This is a genomic window from Brevundimonas naejangsanensis (genome assembly GCF_000635915.2).
Classification (GTDB): Bacteria; Pseudomonadota; Alphaproteobacteria; order Caulobacterales; family Caulobacteraceae; genus Brevundimonas; species Brevundimonas sanguinis.
This window is the reverse complement of record NZ_CP015614.1, coordinates 1895400-1912551: the sequence shown is the minus strand read 5'-3', so window position 1 is coordinate 1912551 and position 17152 is coordinate 1895400. Positions and strand designations below refer to the sequence as shown.

The following is a 17152-nucleotide window of genomic DNA, read 5'->3' as shown; positions in this document are numbered from 1 at the left end:
ACATCTACACAGGCGGTTCGCGATAAGGTCGCAATTGTGTCCCCGGAGCCTCATCTTCGCTGACGAAGATATTCCGCGGAGCGGTGTGGATAGGAATGAGGCGGTTGGGCGTGTCGCGGGCCGAGTGAACACACTGTGAGGCGAGCCTGATCCTGGCTTCGCTACCGTTCGGCGAGGCTGGATAAGGTTTTTGTTTAAGCGAAATGGGCGACTGCAAGGACGCACCTGGTGCGTCAGGCCGACCTGAGCGCGAGCTTGATCGTTTCGTCCGAACGTCCTGCAGAGGCGCTGTCAGAAGCTCGTATCAGCGCAGCGGGGGATAGGCCCACGTGGCGACGCATAGCGCGAGAGAGGTGGCTCTGGTGTGCGAACCCGGTCTGGAAGGCGACCTCGCTGATCGAGACAGGGCCCGACTGGAGAAGTTGCGCCGCGACCTCGACGCGCCTGCGAATGAGATACTGGGTCGGGGACTGGCCGGTGGCCAAGCGGAAGGCGGCCGCAAACTGTGATCGCTTCAGACCGACCACTTCGGCCAGCCCGTCGAGGCTCAGGGGTTGATCTAGTCTGGCGTCCATATGTGCGAGCACCGCCTTCAGCCGGCGCTGACCCAAGGGCTTCAGTCGCGTCGGCGTCGAAGGTGCTGACGGGGCTTCGGCATGGATGATGAGTTGGATGGCGACGGCTGTGGCGAGGGCGTCGACGAAGGGCCAGGAGGCCGGATCGTCATCTTTCGGCGTCAGGCGGGCCAGGGCTGCAAGCCTGTCGTCGCGGAAACCCAGGCGAGGAGACAGGCGGACTGATCGGATGGGGCGGGCCATCGTCGAAGCGGCGCTGGATATCACGCTCGGACACAGGGTGAGGGCGATCAGGCTGCTGGGGCCCTCATCCCGCCACCATCCCCAACAGCCGGCCGGGATGAAGTCGACATCGCCGTCACTCTGGAGCCGGCGTGCCTTGCGTATTCCGTCCGACGCGCTCATCGCAAAGACGGGCGGTCCCTGATGGACAAGCAGTCGATGATCCAGGGCGGGAGACAGGGAATGGTCGCCGGCTGACACCTGGACAAGCCGTGCCGTGAGGCGTGAGCGCCGGGGAAGGGACAAGCAATTCATAGTGCAGCCTCCCCGTTTTTAAGCCTGCAGGCTTTCAACGAGCGGCGGAAGGCGTCGGTCGATCATGACCATCGACGGCCGATCCTGCGCGACACGAGAGAAGCCCTCCGTCAGCGTCGTCGCCGTCAGCCCCTCCATGCCTGGACAAGCCTATGCCGATCATCGCGCCCTCCCGCCTTCCGCGTTCCAGAGATCGCCTCATGCAGACGCCAAAACGGGCGCGCGTGAGGAAGTCCCTGGAACGCCCGTCCGCGGCCGACCGGCCTGAGGAGACGAGCGAACTGTTGAAGTTGGCGCTTCTCACGGATGACTGGACCTGGGCTGCGGCGGCCCGTCGTTCGCTGGCGATGCCCGGGATTGAGCTGAAGGTCGGCGAACTGCGCACGCCGGCCGAGGCTTCGATGCTGTCGGGCCGCGACGTCGTCCTGCTCAAGCCGAAGAGCATGGTCCGCTCGTGCTGGAGGGCCTGCTCGCGGCTGGGCGGTCGTGATGAATCGCTTCTGATTCTGCTCCATGAACCTGATCAGGTGAACGACTATGTCCGTGCCCTGGATCTCGGTGCAGACGAATGCTTGTCGCCCGACCTCGCGGTCGACGAACTTGTGGCCAGGATGAGGGCTCTGGTCCGGCGCAAGCGAGCGCGGGAATATGCCGGCCCCTCGGGGCCGGTCTACGCCTTTGACGGATGGACCTTCACTCCTGGTCGCGCCGAACTCACGGGGCCGAGCGGCCGAACGATGTATCTGCCTCGAAATGACCTGAGGTTGTTGGCGCTCCTCCTCACCGAGCCCGGCAGGGCCTTCAGCCCCGACGAACTGTCGCACAGGCTTGAACCCTGGAACCGCGCCTGGATTGACTGGCGCATCCGCGTGCACCGCCTTCGTGTGCGCCTGACTTTGATCGAACCTGACGCCGGTTGGCTGAAGACAAGACGAGGGGAGGGGTATGCGCTGGTTGCGGACCAGTGTCGGGAGATCGGGCGCAATGAAACCCTGCCGCAGGCGGACGGCCAAGGGGAACCTGAGCGGCCAGGGCGTCTGGCGTCGGGGGTTGGCGTCGGTTGAATGTCTGCGCCATCCTCACGCGGAGGGGGGCCTCCGGTGAAATGGATGGCTTTAGGGAAAACTGCCCCCAGACGCTGAGCAGATTATAGGGGCCGTTCGCAGCGATGACGGCGGAGAAGCGGTCGGATTGGGTCGCAGCGGCGACGGCCGCAAAGGCGCCAAAGCTGTGCCCCCAGAGGACGAGTCGGTCGGGGGCAAACGCCTCCAGAGGCGCCGCCGCATCGCCGCTTTCGAACGCGTGGGCGTCTTTCCGACGGACTTCATGTCCTCGACGTGCAGGTCGATAAGTTCGCCGAACGTGCGAAGCCGCGCTGACCGCGACGGGGTAGGGACCTCGCCACGATCGATCCGTCCCTCGGCTTCGGCGGCCCATCGGCGCGCGTTATCGCGTTTGAGGAAGGTCTTGCTTATATAGCGACCCTTCCGTCTGACCTGGACCCGCCACGTTCCGGACGGGAGTTTCGAGTACGTCGCCATTTCGTGTGCGCTCTGTGTGCACTGAGGTGTCGAAAACCCGGGAAAAACGTCGCAATACGTCGCAAATTCGAGTGCACACGCCGCCTTCCAACTTTTGATCATACTAAAAAATGTCTATAAATCAAGCTCATAGACTGTCCGTAGCGCCCATGATGGACTGGACCGACCGAAACTGTCGGGCGTTTCATCGTGCGTTGAGCGCGCGCGCCCTGCTGTATACGGAGATGGTGACGGCGCCGGCGGTGATTCACGGCGATCGGGACCGCCTGCTGGGCTTTGACGCGGTCGAGCATCCGGTGGCGCTGCAACTCGGCGGTTCGGACTCGGCCCAGCTGGCCGAGGCGGCGAAGATCGGCGAGTCGTATGGCTATGACGAGATCAACCTGAATGTCGGCTGCCCTTCGGATCGCGTGCAATCGGGCCGTTTCGGCGCTTGTCTAATGCGCGAGCCGGAGCTGGTGGCCGACTGCATGGCGGCGATCAAGGCGGCGGTCGCCGTGCCCGCCACCGTCAAATGCCGCATCGGCGTCGATGATCAGGACCCGCAGGAGAGCCTGTTCGCCACGGTCGACGCCTCGGCGGCGGTGGGGATCACCCACTTCGTCGTCCACGCGCGCAAGGCCTGGCTGAAGGGCCTGTCGCCCAAGGAGAATCGCGACGTGCCGCCGCTGGACTATGATCTGGTGCGGCGGCTGAAGCGCGAGCGGCCGCATCTGACCATCTGCATCAACGGCGGCATCGGCGATCTGGACCAGGCCGAGGCGCATCTGGACGCCTCGGACGGGGTGCAGTTGGACGGCGTCATGCTGGGGCGCGCGGCCTATCACGAGCCGGCCCTGATGGGGCAGGTGGACCGCCGGATCTTCGGCGAGGCTGTTGAAGACGTGGACGTCTTCGAGGCGCTGGAGCGTTACCGCCCCTATATGGCGGCGCGGCTGGACGAGGGCGCCAATCTGGCGAGCATGACTCGGCACATGCTGGGGCTGATGCACGGCCGGGCGGGGGCGCGGGCCTTTCGTCGCATCCTGACCGTGGAGGGCGTGAAGCCCGGCGCGGGGCTGGAGGTGGTGGATCGCGCGGTCTCGGCCGTGCGTGAGGCCGAAGCGCGGCAGGCCCGTCTGGGCGAGAGCGAAGAAGCGGCCTGATTCCTTAGGCGTCACCTATTTCTCTCGTCATCCCCCGGTCTTGCTATGCTCGCCGGAGGATGGCGAAAGGGACCCGCCTTGCACCCTTTCCGGGATGACGCTGCCGGGCTGTGCGGCTAAGCCATCGGCCATGAGCGCCCTTCCCCTATCCGAACTCGCCCTGATGCTCGCCGCCCTTGTCGGCGCCGGGGCGATCGCCGGAGTGATCGGCGGCCTGTTCGGCGTCGGCGGCGGGACGGTGCTGGTGCCGGCGCTGTTCTACGCCTTCTCGGTGCTGGGCGTGGGCGGCGAGAGCAATCTGCACGTCGCCATCGGCACCTCGCTTCTGACCATCGTCGCCACCTCGCTGAGGTCGCTGGCCACGCACCGGGCGCATGGGGCGGTGGATGAGACGGTGCTGAAGACCTGGACGCCGTGGGTGGCGTTTGGCGGTCTGGTCGGGGCGGCGATTGCGGGCTTCACCTCGATGGAGGGTCTGGCGGTCGTCTATGGCGCCTGTCTGCTGTTGGTCGCGGCGCAGATGGGGGTGATGCCCGAGCGGTTCACCCTGAGAAAAGACCTGCCGACGGGCTGGGGCCGTCGCGGGGCGGGGACAGGCATCGGCCTGCTGTCCGCCATGATGGGCGTGGGGGGCGGCAGCTTCGGCGGCATGATGATGACCCTGTGCGGACGGCCGATCCATCAGGCGGTCGCCACCGCCTCGGGCTTCGGCCTGGCGATCGGGGCGGCGGCTGCGTTGGGTTTCGCCTTTTTCGGCTGGGATGCGCCGGGGCGGCCGCCGCTGTCGCTGGGTTATGTCAATGTGCCGGCGGCGGTGATCATGGGGCTGCTGACGGCGTTGACGGCGCCCTATGGCGCGCGGCTGGCGCACCGGCTGGACCGCAAGATCCTGCGCCGGGCGTTTGCGGCCTATCTGTTGCTGACGGCCCTGTCGGTGGTGCTGAAGGCGCTGTGAGCGCGACTAAGTAGATGCCCGCAGGCGGGCGCTAACACTTTGTCGAACAACGGCGGGGTAGGAGCGAGGCTGAACCTCCCTCTGTCTGAGCCGTGAGCCATGCTGCAGAACCTGTCCGTGCCCAAGAAGCTGATCCTGTCCTTCATGGCGGTGATCGGGGCCTGCGGGGCGGCGACCCTGATCGTCCTGTGGTGCGTGGTCTCGCTGCAGCGCGCCGACGCGGCGGACCTGACGTCGCGCGAGGTGATGAAGGCGTCCGACCGCCTGCTGGCCGCCGCCGTCGAGCAGCAGAACGCCATGCGCGGCTATGTCGCCAATCGCGACCCGGCCTTCATCGAGGTGTTCGACACGAGCGGCGCCGACGTGAAGGCGCGCATGGCGGACCTGGCGGCGTCGGATGTCGAGGGCGCCTATGTCGCCGAACAGACGGCTCTGATCGCCGCCGCCGGCGCATTCGAGAAGAGCGCTGCAGAGATCATGGCTCTGGCCCGCGATCCCGCAGCCGATGGCGCGGCGCAGTCGCAGGCGGCCGCCGGCGCCCGCCTGACAGACATTCGCCAGGCGGTCAGCGCCATCCAGACCAGGGAGGCGGCTCAGGCCCAGGCGCGCGCCGAGGCCAAATCCGCCGCCTTTGTTCAGGCCTATGTCTCCTTCGCCATCGGCGGGGTGCTGGCTCTGGCCATCGCCGTGGCCGCCGCCCTGTGGCTGATCGGCGCCCTCAGCCGCCCGGTCGAGGCCATGACCCGCGCCATGGGCCGTCTGGCCGGCGGCGATCTGAACGTGGCCATTCCGGCAATGGGCCGCCGCGACGAGATCGGGCGCATGGCCGACGCCGTCCTGACCTTCAAACAGAACGCCGAGGAGAAGGCGCGTCTGGAGGCCGAGGCCGAGGCCGCGCGCCTGATCGCCGAAGCCGAACAGCAGGCGCAGGCCGCCCGCGACGCCGAGGCCGCCCGCCAGCAGGCCCAGGTGGTCCAGGGCGTGGCCAGGGGGCTGGAGCGCCTGTCGGGCGGCCAGTTGGCCTTCCGTCTGAACGACCCGTTCGCGCCGGAATATGAAGGCCTGCGCACCGATTTCAACGCGGCGATGGATCGGCTGCAGGGCGTGATGCGGGTCATCGTCGAACGCGCCGCCGCCATCGGCGCCAGCGCCCGCGAGATCAGCCACGCCTCCGACGACCTGTCGCGCCGCACCGAACAGCAGGCCGCCAGCCTGGAAGAGACGGCGGCCGCTCTTGAACAGATCACCGCCACCGTGGCCCGTTCGGCCGAGGGCGCGATAGAGGCGGGCGGCGTGGTGCGCGGCGCCCGGTCCGAAGCGGTCGAGGGGCAGGCCGTGGTCGGCCGCGCCATCGCCGCCATGAGCGCGATCCAACAATCCTCGAACCAGATCGGCGCCATCATCGGCGTGATCGACGAGATCGCCTTCCAGACCAATCTGCTGGCTCTGAATGCAGGGGTAGAGGCGGCGCGGGCGGGCGACGCCGGGCGCGGCTTCGCCGTGGTGGCGTCCGAGGTGCGGGCCCTGGCCCAGCGTTCGGCCTCTGCGGCCAAGGAGATCAAGACGCTGATTTCGGAATCCGGCCGTCAGGTCGGGGCGGGGGTGGCCCTGGTCGGCGATACCGGCCAGGCGCTGGAGCGGATCGCCGGTCAGATCGAACGCCTGACGACCATCGCCGAAGAAATCGCCGCGTCTTCGCAGGAGCAGTCCAGCGGTCTGCAGCAGGTCAATATCGCCGTGACCCAGATGGATCAGGTCACGCAGCAGAACGCGGCCATGGTCGAGCAGTCGACCGCCGCCAGCCATGCTCTGGCGTCGGACGCGGTCGAGCTGGATCGGATGATGGGGCAGTTCGCGTTGGACGACGCGCGCGATCTGGACGCGCGCGGGCGGATGGAGGCCCTGGCGCGGGCCGTAGCTTAAGGACGCCGACCCTCTCCCTCCCCGTCCCGGGGAGGGTGGTCGCGAAGCGACCGGGTGGGGAGGGCGAGGTGATCCTGAGCGCCCCCCACACCACCCACCCGCCGTCATTCTCGGGCTTGACCCGAGAATCCAGCCCCGCAACGCCTGAACCGTCGTGAGGGCTGATGTGGCCGCCGTCGTGTTTACTGGACTCTCGGGTCAAGCCCGAGAATGACGGCCAGATAGAAGACGCGCACCCATCGCCCTGCCGTCCCCACCCGGCTTCGCTTTGCAGGCTCAGCCACCCTCCCCGGGACGGGGAGGGAGAGGCGCGTGTTTGGATTACGCCGCCGCCTTCAGCGTCACCGCATCCAGAGCCTGGGTCAGGTCGGCCAGGATGTCGTCCTGATGCTCCAGTCCGACCGACAGGCGCAGCAGCCCGTCGGTGATGCCCGCCGTCGCGCGGGCTTCGGGCGTCATGGCGGCGTGGGTCATGGTGGCGGGGTGGGCGATCAGGCTTTCAACGCCGCCCAGAGATTCGGCCAAAGTGAAGATCTCCAGCCCCTCGATGACCGCGCAGACCGCCTCGGTCCCGCCGGTCAGCTCAAAGCTGAGCATGGCGCCCGGCCCCGACTGCTGGCGGGCCGCCAGCGCATAGCCGGGGTGGCTGGTCAGCCCCGGATAGTGGACCGCCTTGACCGCCGGATGCTGCTCCAGCGCCGCCGCGACCAAGGCTGCCGTCGCCTGCTGCCGCTCGATGCGGGTGAACAGGGTCCGCAGGCCGCGCAGGGTCTGATAGGCGTCGAACGGCGAGCCCGTGACGCCCAGGCAGTTGGCCCACCAGGCCAGCTGCTGATGGTCGGTAGGATCGGCCGCGATCACCGCGCCGCCGACCACGTCGGAATGGCCGTTGATGTATTTGGTGGTCGAGTGGACCACGATGTCGGCGCCCAGCTCCAACGGCCGCTGGAGGGCCGGCGACAGGAAGGTGTTGTCGGCGACCACCTTGGCCCCCACGGCGTGGGCGCGGCGACAGACCTCGGCGATGTCCGTGACGCGCAGCAGGGGGTTGGACGGGGTCTCGATCAGCACCAGCCTGCAGCCGTCGGCCAGGGCGGCGTCCAGCGCGGCGCTGTCGTTCTGATCGACGAAGGCGACGCGAAAATGCCCCTTCTTCGCGCGGGCGATCAGCAGGCGGTGGGTGCCGCCGTAGCAGTCGTGCGGGGCGATCAGCAGGTCGCTGGGCTCCAGCAGGCTGAGCGGCAGGTCGACCGCCGCCATGCCGGTGGCGGTGATGACCGCCCCAGCGCCGCCTTCCAGCTCGGCCAGGGTCTCGGCCAGCACGTCGCGGGTCGGATTGCCCGAGCGCGAATAGTCGTATTTGCGCGGCTGGCCGAAGGCGGCGAAGGAATAGTTTGACGACAGATACAGGGCCGGCATGACCGCGCCGTGGGCCGTGTCCGTATCGACGCCCGAGCGGGTGGCGATGGTGCGGGGATCGGCAGGACGGGCGCGGATCATTGGTCGATATCCTTCAGTACGGAGGTCAGGATGTCGCCGACCAGTCTGTCTTCCTTCAGGAAGGCGTCGTGGCCGTAGACGGAAGCGTGTTGTTCAAAGCGCCAGAGGTTGGGCAGGCGATCGGCCAGCTCTCGCATGTCGTCGATGGGGCACAGGCGATCGGTGGTGAAGCCGACCAGGGTGACGGGGGCGCTGATGGCCTCCGGCTCGACGCGGTGGCGGTCGATGGAGTCCGAAAGGGTCAGCCAGCGCGAAGGGGTGGTGCGGTCGCGATAGGCCCGGCCGCGCGAGGTCAGGTAGTCGCACACCGGATAGGCCTGGCCGGCGTGGCTGGGAGCCTCGGAATCGAAGCGGTCGCCGAACTCTTCCTGGGTGCGATAGGTGGTCATGGCCAGTTCGCGCGCCAGACCCACGGCCTGATCGATGCGACCCGTTTCAAGGCCCAGTTGCAGGATGCGGCGTTGAATGCCGCGCCAGGCGGTGGCCAGCGGGTGAGGGCGGTGGGCGGCGGACACGACCACCAACTGCTCGGCCCAGTCGGGGAAGAGCTCGCCGAAGGCCAGGGCGATCATGCCGCCATAGGAACAGCCGATGAAGGCGGCGACCTTGTCCACCCCCAGATGGTCCAGAAGGTGGGCCAGCAACCGCGCCTGATCCTGGGTGGTGATGGTCAGGGGGGCTTTGGGCTCCGTCACGCCCTCGCCGAATTCCGGCGCGAAATCAAAGGCCAGGACACGGAAACGGGTCAGGTCGATCGGCGCGCGCACGCCCACGGCGCCGGACCACCAGCCCAGGCCCTTCGTTTCGGTGCGATGGACGTAACGGTCGGCGGAAATCCCGCCCGCGACCACGATCAGCGGGGCGCCCGGCTTGCCGTGCAGGCGCCCGACGACCCGCTTCTGGGTCAGGGTTCCGCCGAAATCCAGCTCCAAGCCGTCCGGGATCGGAACCACGACGTCATGGGCGCCCTCGCGTTGCAGCAGTTTCGACGGGCGGCGTGTGGAAGCCGACCGACAGGCGGGCTCTTCGGCGGGGGACGCGGGGTCGATCAGGGCCAGGGTCATGGGTCTCGGTCACTCAGCAGATACGGCTCGCCAAGGAACCCATGCAGTGACAGACCTGTGGCGCGTCGCCTCGTCGACGCTCCACCCATCTCTCGCGGTCCATTCAGGCAAGCCCGAAGAACCCCGCAGGAGTTGGCACCGTTTCGGGCGGAACCCGATGGTTGCCCCGGCGTCAAAGGGCCTAATCCCTCAGCCGGTCTTGATGAGTGAGCTTACGGTGCGGTTGCGAACAGCGCCGGTCAAGCGAAAAATTTCACCCCTATCTGGCAGGGGCGCTCGACTTGGGCGGTCAAAACGGCGGTCGCGGGCTTCGTCGCGAAAAATTATTCCGGCGCGGGGTTGACGCGGCGCGGCGCCCTGGCTCACCCTAAGGCACGATTTTCAACCGGACGCCGCCTGTGCCTTACCGCCTCGCCAGCATGAAGACGACCACGATCGCCGCCTCGGCGACGGGTCTCTTCGCGTCCGCCATTACCACCACCGGTACCACCACCATGCCCTTGCGGGCGGGGACCGGATGATGCGCGCCGTCTAGGCGAGAAACGCAGAAAACCGATCACCCGCCCGGACCCCCGGGCGGGTTTTTTATTGCCTCAGATCCACTCCGGACCCGCCCCAGCTCTCTCGAAATCCTCCCCCGACCCAGCCTCCAGGAAACGCCCAATGTCCGCCTCGCTCGTCCTCGTCGCCGATCAGCCCAAACCGGTCGAACCGCTCGCTCCCGCCGCCGTCCCCGCCGCCGAAGTGGTGGTGCTCAAGTTCGGCTCCTCCGTCTTGCGAGACGCCTCTCAGGCCCCCGCCGTCGCCAGCGAAATCTACAGCCACGTCCGCGCCGGCCGTAAGGTGGTCGCCGTCGTCTCCGCCCTGGCCGGCCAGACCGACAAGCTGCTGTCGGAGGCGCGCAGCCTGGGCCTGGACCACGAGAACGAACTGCTGCCCGCCTATGTCGTGCTGGGCGAAGAGAAGGCCGCCGCCCTGGTCGCCGTCGCCTGCGACCGGGTCGGGCTGGACGCCATCGGCCTGTCGGTTCGGGAACTGGGCATCGTCGCCGAGGGGCCGAGCCAGCACGCCCGCCCGGTCTGTCTGAAGGGCGACCAGCTCCAGCGGGCTCTGGAGGCGCATGAGGTGGTGGTCGTTCCGGGCTTCGGCGCCGTGCGGCCCAACGGCCGCGTCGCCCTGCTGGGCCGGGGCGGATCCGACCTGACGGCGGTGGTTCTGGCGGCTGAGCTGGGGCTGGACCGCGTGCGTCTGGTCAAGGATGTCGACGGCCTCTACGACCGCGATCCGGCTGTCAGCGCCGGGACGCCCCTGCGCTATCGCCGCGCCTCGTGGGACACGGCGCGCCAGGTGGGCGGGGCGCTGGTCCAGCATGACGCCATCGACCTGGCGCAGGCCCGCGCGGTCGAGATCGAAGTGGCCGCCCTGGGCCGCGCTGAGGGCACGGTGGTCGGCGATCGCGGCGCCCCTCCCGGCCCGGTGCAGGCGGCGGCGCCGCTGAAGGTGGCCGTGGCCGGGTGCGGGGTCGTCGGCGGCGGCCTGCTCAGCCGCCTTCTCCCCGACAGCCGCTTCGAAGTTGTCGGCGTCCTGGTCCGCGACCCGAAGAAGCCGCGCGACGTCGCCGCGCCCGCCGAACTGTTCACCAACGATGTCGACGCCCTACTGGCCAAGAAGCCGGACCTGTTGCTGGAGGCGCTGTCCGAGGGCGAGGCCGGACACGCCCTGATCCGTCGCGCCTTGGAGGCGGGCTGCGACGTGGTCAGCGCCAACAAACAGGCGGTGGCTCGCGATCCCAAGGGACTTCAGGCCCTGGCCGCCGCCAACGGCTGTCGCGTCGCCTGGTCGGCCTCGGTCGGCGGCGGCTCGCCGATGATCGAGACCCTGCGCGCCGCCCGCGCGGCCGGACCGGTGGTCGGTTTCGAGGCGGTGCTGAACGGCACGGTCAACTTCATGCTGCAGCGTCTGGGCGAGGGGGCGACCTTCTCCGACGCTCTGGCCGACGCCCGCGCTGCGGGTTTCGCCGAGGAGGACCCGTCCTCGGACCTGGAAGGCTTCGACGCCGAGGCCAAGGTCAAACTGTTGTCGTTCGAGGCCTTCGGCCGCTCGCCCGACGCCCTGCCGCGCGATGTCCTGGCCGCCGAAACCCCGTTGGGCGAGGCGCCGGTGCGCCAGATCGGCGCCTGTTTCGACCGCGACGGCGAACTGGACGCCTATGTCCGTCTTGACGGCGCGCTTGAGGACGCGCTCTTCCTGTCGCTGAACGGAGAGCGCAACGCCTTGAAGGTCTATGGAAAGGACGGACGGGTGTGGACGTGCAAGGGGCGCGGCGCAGGGCGCTGGGCCACCACCGAGAGCGTTCTGGCCGATGTCGCCGACGTCATGCGCGCCCGGCGCGCCGCTGCGGAGCTTGTCTAGTCATGGCCGTCTTCACGCCCGTCACGCCGCAACAGGCCGACGACTATCTCATGCGCTACCCTCTCGGCGGGCTGGTCGAACTGACCCCCATCGCCGAGGGGGTCGAGAACACCAACTATCGCCTGGTGACGGAACAGGGGGCCTACGTCCTGACCCTGTTCGAGGGCCGGACCGACGCCTCGGCCCTGCCGTTCTGCCTGGGGTTGACCGGACGTTTGGCGGCGCAAGGGTTCCCCACGCCCGCGCCCGTCGCCGACCGCGAGGGCCAGGTGATCGGCCGCCTGAACAATCGCGCCGCCGCCATCGTCGAATGGACGCCGGGCGCCTGGAAGCGTCAGCCGACGGACAAGGACCAGTATCGCGCCGGTCAAGTGCTGGCCCTGCTTCATCTGGATGCGTCCGACTATGAGGGCGTGCGCGAGAACCCCGTCGGGCCGCGCGCCTGGGCGGATCTGGCCGCGCGCTGCGATACGGTCGCTGCGGGCGAGGATCGCAGGATGCTGGAGCAGATGCAGCGCCTGCTGCCCGATCTGGCCCGACCGTGGAGCGACCCGACCTTGCCGCGCGGACCGATCCACGCCGACTACTTCCCCGACAACGTGCTGTTCGCGGTGAACGAGCATGGGGCGACGGACGTGGGCGGGGTGATCGACTTCTACTTCGCCTGCATCGACGTGCTGGCCTATGACCTGGCCATCGCGCTCAGCGCCTGGGGCTTCGACGCCGAGGGGCGACCCATGCCGTCGGCCCTGCGCGCCTTCCAGAAGGGCTATGAATCCGTGCGTCCTCTGTCGGACGCCGAGCGTCAGGCCCTGCCGGAACTCGGCGCGGCGGCGGCGGTGCGCTTCACCCTGACGCGCCTGCACGACCGGCTGTTCCACGACCCGGCCAACCTGGTCACGCCCAAGGACCCGGCGCCCTTCTTCCGGCGGCTGGACTACTGGAAGGCGGCGGAGGCGGTGTGAACCTTCTGTGATCAAGGCGGCCTCTTTATGCGAAAGGGCCGCCTTTTTCATCCCTGCTGATGCGGCAGGACAAGGCGCCGCAACCGGGGAACAAGCTTGGCGGCCAATGCGCTCCCTCTACATCTCAGAATGGAGGACAGCATGACCGCAGCCGACAAGAACCGCGCCCTGGACCGTAATGAAGCGGAGTGGGTCGAGATGAGCCGTGCGGCCGCGCGCCTGACTGACGCCCAACTGAGCGATCTTCTGCGACGACTGCGCGAGCGGCGCGACCGCGCCCAGCGGCTGATCCGCACCCGCACCCGTCAGGCCAGCCGCGAGGGGCAGGCCAATATCGATGCGGGCGCGCGTGAAAAGAAGGCGCAGCTGGCTGACGCGATCCAGCGCGCGGCTGACGAACAGAAGCGCCGTCGCTCATCGACCTCAGCGACGCGCAATCTGAAAGCCGCTGTGGAACGCAAGGCCGAACAGACGCATGACGGCATCCCGGACAACCGCACGGCCCATACCGACCCCGCCGACACCCCGAACGACAAGATCGCTCCGTCCGGCGCTCTTCACGCCGAAGGGATGAGGGCCGCCATCAGCCGCTCGACCGGCGACCGTTGAGCCAGAGTCGCTAGAGGGTGAGCGTCAGCCCGCCTTCGCGAACCCCTTCACCGCCGCCAGGGCGGCCTCGGGCGTGTTCTCGATCACCGTCAGGCGTTCGGGGCGGTCGCCCAGGGCTCCGATGACGGGGGCCGGATCGGGCTCGAACCCGAGCACGTCTGAGACGAAGGCGCCGAACTTGGACGGGTGGGCGGTGGACAGGGCGACGATCGGCGCGCCGTTGCGGTCCAGGCGGCGCGCGGCGGCCAGGGCGACAGCCGTATGCGGGCAGACGATGCGGCCCCAGGCGGCGTGGGCGTGGGCGATCTCTGCCTTGGTCGTCGCCTCGTCGACCGAGACGGCGGAGACTTCGGCGCGCAAGGCGGCCAGCAGGTCGGGCGACAGGGTGACGGAGCCTTCGCGCGCAAAGGTCTCGAAGACGGCGCGGGTCGCGTCGGCGTCGCGGCCGGAGGCTTCATAGACCAGCCGTTCGAAGTTCGACGGGGCCTGCACGTCCATGGAGACGCTGCCGCTCTCGACCGCCGGGTGGCGAGCATAGACGCCGTCGTTGATGGCGCGGGCCAGGGCGTCGTTCTGATTGACGGCGGCGACGAAACCGGCGGCGGGCAGGCCCATCTTCTTGGCGGCGATCCCGGCGAAGGCGTCGCCGAAATTGCCGGTCGGCACCACGAAGGTCGCCGCCTGGCCCAGCTGGGCCGTGGCCGAGACGTAATAGGGAATCTGGCCCGCCAGTCGGCCCCAGTTGATCGAGTTGACCGAGGACAGACGGCCCTGTTCACGCAGGGATTCCTCGGCCAGCAGCCCCTTCACCAGACGCTGGCAGTCGTCGAAGTCGCCGCGCACGGCCAAGTTCAGGACGTTGTCGGCCTCGACCGTCGTCATCTGCCTGCGCTGCACCGGCGAGACGCGGTCCAGCGGGTGCAGGACGATCAGCTTGATGCGTTCGGCGCGCGCGAAGGCGCGCACGGCGGCGGCGCCGGTATCTCCGCTGGTGGCGGTCAGCAGGGTCAGAGTCTCGCCCGTCGCGGCCAGGGCCTCGTCCGACAGGGCGGCGACCAGCTGCATGGCCAGATCTTTGAACGCCGCCGTCGGGCCGTGGAACAGCTCAAGTACGAACAGGCCCGGCTCCAGCTCGACCAGCGGCGTCACCAGCGGATGGTCGAAGCCCTTGGTCAGACGGTCCAACGCACGATCCAGCGCGCCCGCAGGCAGGGCGTCGCCGATAAAGGGCGCCATCGCCGCCTTGGCGATCTCGGCGTAGCTGCGTCCCGGCCGGGTGGCGTCGACCGGCAGTGCGGGCCAGGCCTGGGGCATGTAGAGGCCGCCGTCCGGCGCGATTCCGCGCAGCAGGGCGTCCGAGAAACGGGTCGGAGCGGCGTCGCCGCGCGTCGAGAGGTAGCGGTCAGCTGAATTCGTCATATCGAGGTTGTTTCTAGCCGTCGTTGGCCGCTTCGTCATGATTATTTTGCGTGTGCGAAGGGAAATTTCGCCAGATGACGCAACAACCTGGTTGCGACTGGGCGATCGGCGCGGCTTGCCCCGTCGCGACCGCTGTCTCGAGGGAAAAGGGCTGGCGTCGGAGCCGTGGCCGGTTCATGTCAGGCCGATGAACCGCCGCTCTCTTTTCATTCGCGCCGGAGCCGCCGCCGCCGCCGTCGGCGGCGGATTGTGGCTCAAGGATCATGTGCTGTGGCGACGTCCTGGCGTGACCTTCGGCGCAGACGGGGGCAGCGGCTGGCTGGAGTTCGTCGCGCCCCGGACCCTGTTGCCGACCGTGCCGGTGCGGTTGGCGGGGCGCGAGCTGACGGCGCTGGTCGACAGCGGCGCCCAATATTCGGTGATCGACCGGCGACTGGTGGGCGAGCTGGGGCTGGATCGTTTCTTCGACATGCCGCTGATCGCCTATGGCGTGGACGGGCGCGCCCAGATGGGACGAGGCGTGACGCTGGACCTGACGTTTGGCGAGGCGCGCATCGAGCGCCTGCGCGCCGGAATTCTCGACCTTGGGCCTCTGTCGGAAGAAGAGGGGCTGGGGGCGCCGCTGATCCTGGGGCAGGATCTGCTGATGCAGGCGGGGCTGGAAATGGACCTGCGGCGACGGCGGTTGCGGCTGTTCCGCAAGGCGCAGACGGAGCTGTCGCCGGCCTATCGCGCCATGCCCGTGCGGCGGGCCGGCACGTCCCTGATCGCCGATACGGTGGTGGAGGGCGTCAGGGTTGAGGCCGTGCTCGACACTGGCTCTTCCGCCCTTCTGGCCCTGAGCGAAGGCGTCGCGCAGTTGGCGGGCCTGCTGGACGGCCGCCCCGAACGAGAAGGGTCAAGCATCGTCTTGGGCGGGGTGGCCAGGGCGCGTCTGATTAAGGCCAAGAGCGTGGCTCTAGGGCCGGAAATCTGGCGCGATGCGACGATCGCCGTCTACGCCGACCGGGCGCTGCCCAACTACCCCGACGCCCTGCTGGGCATGGAGGCGTTCGCAGGGCGCGATATTATTCTCAACCTTGGCGACGGAGAGTTGCACGTGGCGCCGTTGATGGATGTGACGATTGTTTAGCTTTGCAGACTGTCAGTGCGGAGAATCCGTTTCATCCGCGGCCTGAAGGGGGATAAGCGGCCCGCATGAGCGCCTCGCCGTCCATGATGTCCGTATCGCCGGGTCAAAGGCTGGAGAGCCTGGACCTGCTGCGCGGCTTCGCCCTGTGCGGCATTCTGCTGGTCAACATCATGATGATGGGCGGCGCCTGGGACCAGTATCATCCGGACCTGCCGCCGACGCTGGCCAACCCGGACTGGTCGGCGTGGATTATCCAGCATCTGTTCGTGCAGGGGTCGATGCGGGGGTTGTTCACCCTGCTGTTCGGCGCCGGCATGCTGCTGATCACCCTGCGCGGCGAAGACGGACGCGGGACGATCCAGGCGGCGGACGTGTACTTTCGACGTTGCATCGCGCTACTGGCGCTGGGCGTGTTCAACGCCACGGCCCTGCTGTTTCCGGGCGATATTCTCTACGTCTACGGACTGTCAGGCTTTCTGCTGTTTGTTTTCCGCATGGCGCGGCCGCGTACCCTGATCGCCCTGTCGGCCGCCTTTCTGCTGCTGTTGACGGCCGAGTCGGCCGTGGTGGGCGCCTATCAGACGATTGAGGCGCGTCGCGGGTCTGAACTGGCGTTGCAGGTCGAGGCGGGCGCGTCACTGTCGGCCGAAGACGCCGAGGCCCTGCAGGCGCACAGCCGCGCCCAGCAGGCGCAGAGCCTGTCGCCGGAGGCTGTCGCTGAAGAGGTCGCCGTGCGCACCGGCGGCGTCGCTGGCCTGCTGAAGTGGAGCGTGCGGACCTGGCTGGACTATGCGGCGTCCAGCTACACCATCACCCTGGTCATTGAAACGGTCGCCTTCATGCTGTTGGGCATGGCGCTGTTCAAGCTGGGCGTGCTGGGCGGCGCCCGGTCGCTGGGGTTTTATCTGGTTCTGACGGCCTGTGGTTATGGCGTGGGGCTGGCGGTCAACGGCGGCCAGGCGGTGGTGCTGTGGCTGAGCCAGTTCTCGTCCCAGGCCTGGGCGACGCAGAGCAGCTATGAACTGGGCCGCTGCGCCATGACCCTGGGACACGTCGGCCTGTTGCTCTCTCTATGGAAGATGAACGCCCTGGGGTTCGTCGGACGGGCGTTGCGCAACCTGGGACGGATGGCCCTGACCAACTATCTGGGACAGTCGGCGATCGGGGCCCTGTTGTTCTATGGGCTGAACCTGTGGGGCAAGCTGGACTGGTGGGGCCTGTGGGGCGTCGCGGCGTGCATTTGGGTGGTTCAGATGACGTTCAGCGCCCTGTGGCTGCGCGCGTTCAGCATGGGACCGCTGGAATGGGCGCTGCGCTGGTTCGCCTATGGGCGGCCCTCGCCGCTGAAACGCGCGAAGGCCGCCTGATCCGCTCA

13 protein-coding genes and 1 riboswitch are annotated in these 17152 nt (G+C 68.2%); of the genes, 8 read left to right on the top strand and 5 right to left on the bottom strand.

From position 1 onward, the window contains the following. Positions 1–233 precede the first annotated feature (233 nt). Together DA69_RS09070 and DA69_RS15110 are read right to left on the bottom strand one after the other, a co-directional pair. Complete coding sequence (locus DA69_RS09070; RefSeq protein WP_025978406.1) at positions 234–980, bottom strand: helix-turn-helix domain-containing protein; 747 nt, start codon at positions 978–980, stop codon at positions 234–236. A 933-nt stretch (positions 981–1913) separates the two neighbouring features. Next, entirely contained in the window at positions 1914–2549 is a 636-nt protein-coding gene (locus tag DA69_RS15110; RefSeq protein WP_419177553.1) for an alpha/beta fold hydrolase, read from the bottom strand. Between the two features lie 214 nt (positions 2550–2763). On the opposite strand from DA69_RS15110, the gene dusA reads away from it, so the two are divergent. From dusA to DA69_RS09050, 3 genes are all read left to right on the top strand, one after another. Next, on the top strand, positions 2764–3798 hold the full coding sequence (gene dusA / locus DA69_RS09060) for a tRNA dihydrouridine(20/20a) synthase DusA (RefSeq protein ID WP_029972696.1): 1035 nt from the start codon (positions 2764–2766) through the stop codon (positions 3796–3798). 130 nt (positions 3799–3928) lie between these two features. Continuing rightward, positions 3929–4753 (top strand): sulfite exporter TauE/SafE family protein, encoded by an 825-nt coding sequence (locus tag DA69_RS09055; RefSeq protein WP_025978403.1) that lies wholly within the window; start codon positions 3929–3931, stop codon positions 4751–4753. A 99-nt stretch (positions 4754–4852) separates the two neighbouring features. Next, a complete protein-coding gene (locus tag DA69_RS09050) occupies positions 4853–6676 on the top strand; it encodes a methyl-accepting chemotaxis protein (RefSeq protein WP_025978402.1) in 1824 nt (607 codons plus the stop codon). Positions 6677–6997: 321 nt separating this feature from the next. Here the strand turns inward: DA69_RS09050 and metB are convergent, their stop codons facing one another. Next, on the bottom strand, positions 6998–8176 hold the full coding sequence (metB, locus tag DA69_RS09045; RefSeq protein WP_025978401.1) for a cystathionine gamma-synthase: 1179 nt from the start codon (positions 8174–8176) through the stop codon (positions 6998–7000). Continuing rightward, positions 8173–9240, bottom strand: coding sequence for a homoserine O-succinyltransferase MetX (gene metX / locus DA69_RS09040; RefSeq protein WP_025978400.1), 1068 nt, complete (start codon positions 9238–9240; stop codon positions 8173–8175). The genes metB and metX overlap by 4 nt, the downstream gene beginning before the upstream one ends. Positions 9241–9322: 82 nt before the next feature. Next, positions 9323–9449, bottom strand: a riboswitch (SAM riboswitch). Between the two features lie 454 nt (positions 9450–9903). On the opposite strand from metX, the gene DA69_RS09035 reads away from it, so the two are divergent. The 3 genes from DA69_RS09035 to DA69_RS09025 all read left to right on the top strand — a co-directional run bounded on the left by DA69_RS09035 (position 9904) and on the right by DA69_RS09025 (position 13226). Further along, a complete protein-coding gene (locus tag DA69_RS09035) occupies positions 9904–11652 on the top strand; it encodes a homoserine dehydrogenase (RefSeq protein ID WP_025978399.1) in 1749 nt (582 codons plus the stop codon). 2 nt (positions 11653–11654) lie between these two features. Next, a complete protein-coding gene (locus DA69_RS09030) occupies positions 11655–12617 on the top strand; it encodes a homoserine kinase (protein WP_025978398.1) in 963 nt (320 codons plus the stop codon). 141 nt (positions 12618–12758) lie between these two features. Then, a complete protein-coding gene (locus DA69_RS09025; RefSeq protein ID WP_025978397.1) occupies positions 12759–13226 on the top strand; it encodes a hypothetical protein in 468 nt (155 codons plus the stop codon). A 24-nt stretch (positions 13227–13250) separates the two neighbouring features. Here the strand turns inward: DA69_RS09025 and thrC are convergent, their stop codons facing one another. Beyond that, on the bottom strand, positions 13251–14645 hold the full coding sequence (gene thrC / locus DA69_RS09020; protein WP_025978396.1) for a threonine synthase: 1395 nt from the start codon (positions 14643–14645) through the stop codon (positions 13251–13253). 187 nt (positions 14646–14832) lie between these two features. On the opposite strand from thrC, the gene DA69_RS09015 reads away from it, so the two are divergent. Then, on the top strand, positions 14833–15777 hold the full coding sequence (locus tag DA69_RS09015; protein ID WP_025978395.1) for an aspartyl protease family protein: 945 nt from the start codon (positions 14833–14835) through the stop codon (positions 15775–15777). Positions 15778–15842: 65 nt separating this feature from the next. Continuing rightward, positions 15843–17144 (top strand): DUF418 domain-containing protein, encoded by a 1302-nt coding sequence (locus DA69_RS09010; RefSeq protein ID WP_025978394.1) that lies wholly within the window; start codon positions 15843–15845, stop codon positions 17142–17144. Positions 17145–17152: the final 8 nt, after the last annotated feature.

Coding starts and splice junctions, on each gene's coding strand:
- metB (WP_025978401.1), bottom strand. CDS start 8,176: ATGATCCGCGCCCGTCCTGCCGATCCCCGCACCATCGCCACCCGCTCG.
- DA69_RS09055 (WP_025978403.1), top strand. CDS start 3,929: ATGAGCGCCCTTCCCCTATCCGAACTCGCCCTGATGCTCGCCGCCCTT.
- metX (WP_025978400.1), bottom strand. CDS start 9,240: ATGACCCTGGCCCTGATCGACCCCGCGTCCCCCGCCGAAGAGCCCGCC.
- DA69_RS15110 (WP_419177553.1), bottom strand. CDS start 2,549: ATGGGCCGCCGAAGCCGAGGGACGGATCGATCGTGGCGAGGTCCCTAC.
- DA69_RS09010 (WP_025978394.1), top strand. CDS start 15,843: ATGAGCGCCTCGCCGTCCATGATGTCCGTATCGCCGGGTCAAAGGCTG.
- thrC (WP_025978396.1), bottom strand. CDS start 14,645: ATGACGAATTCAGCTGACCGCTACCTCTCGACGCGCGGCGACGCCGCT.
- DA69_RS09050 (WP_025978402.1), top strand. CDS start 4,853: ATGCTGCAGAACCTGTCCGTGCCCAAGAAGCTGATCCTGTCCTTCATG.
- DA69_RS09035 (WP_025978399.1), top strand. CDS start 9,904: ATGTCCGCCTCGCTCGTCCTCGTCGCCGATCAGCCCAAACCGGTCGAA.
- dusA (WP_029972696.1), top strand. CDS start 2,764: ATGTCTATAAATCAAGCTCATAGACTGTCCGTAGCGCCCATGATGGAC.
- DA69_RS09030 (WP_025978398.1), top strand. CDS start 11,655: ATGGCCGTCTTCACGCCCGTCACGCCGCAACAGGCCGACGACTATCTC.
- DA69_RS09070 (WP_025978406.1), bottom strand. CDS start 980: ATGAGCGCGTCGGACGGAATACGCAAGGCACGCCGGCTCCAGAGTGAC.
- DA69_RS09025 (WP_025978397.1), top strand. CDS start 12,759: ATGACCGCAGCCGACAAGAACCGCGCCCTGGACCGTAATGAAGCGGAG.
- DA69_RS09015 (WP_025978395.1), top strand. CDS start 14,833: ATGAACCGCCGCTCTCTTTTCATTCGCGCCGGAGCCGCCGCCGCCGCC.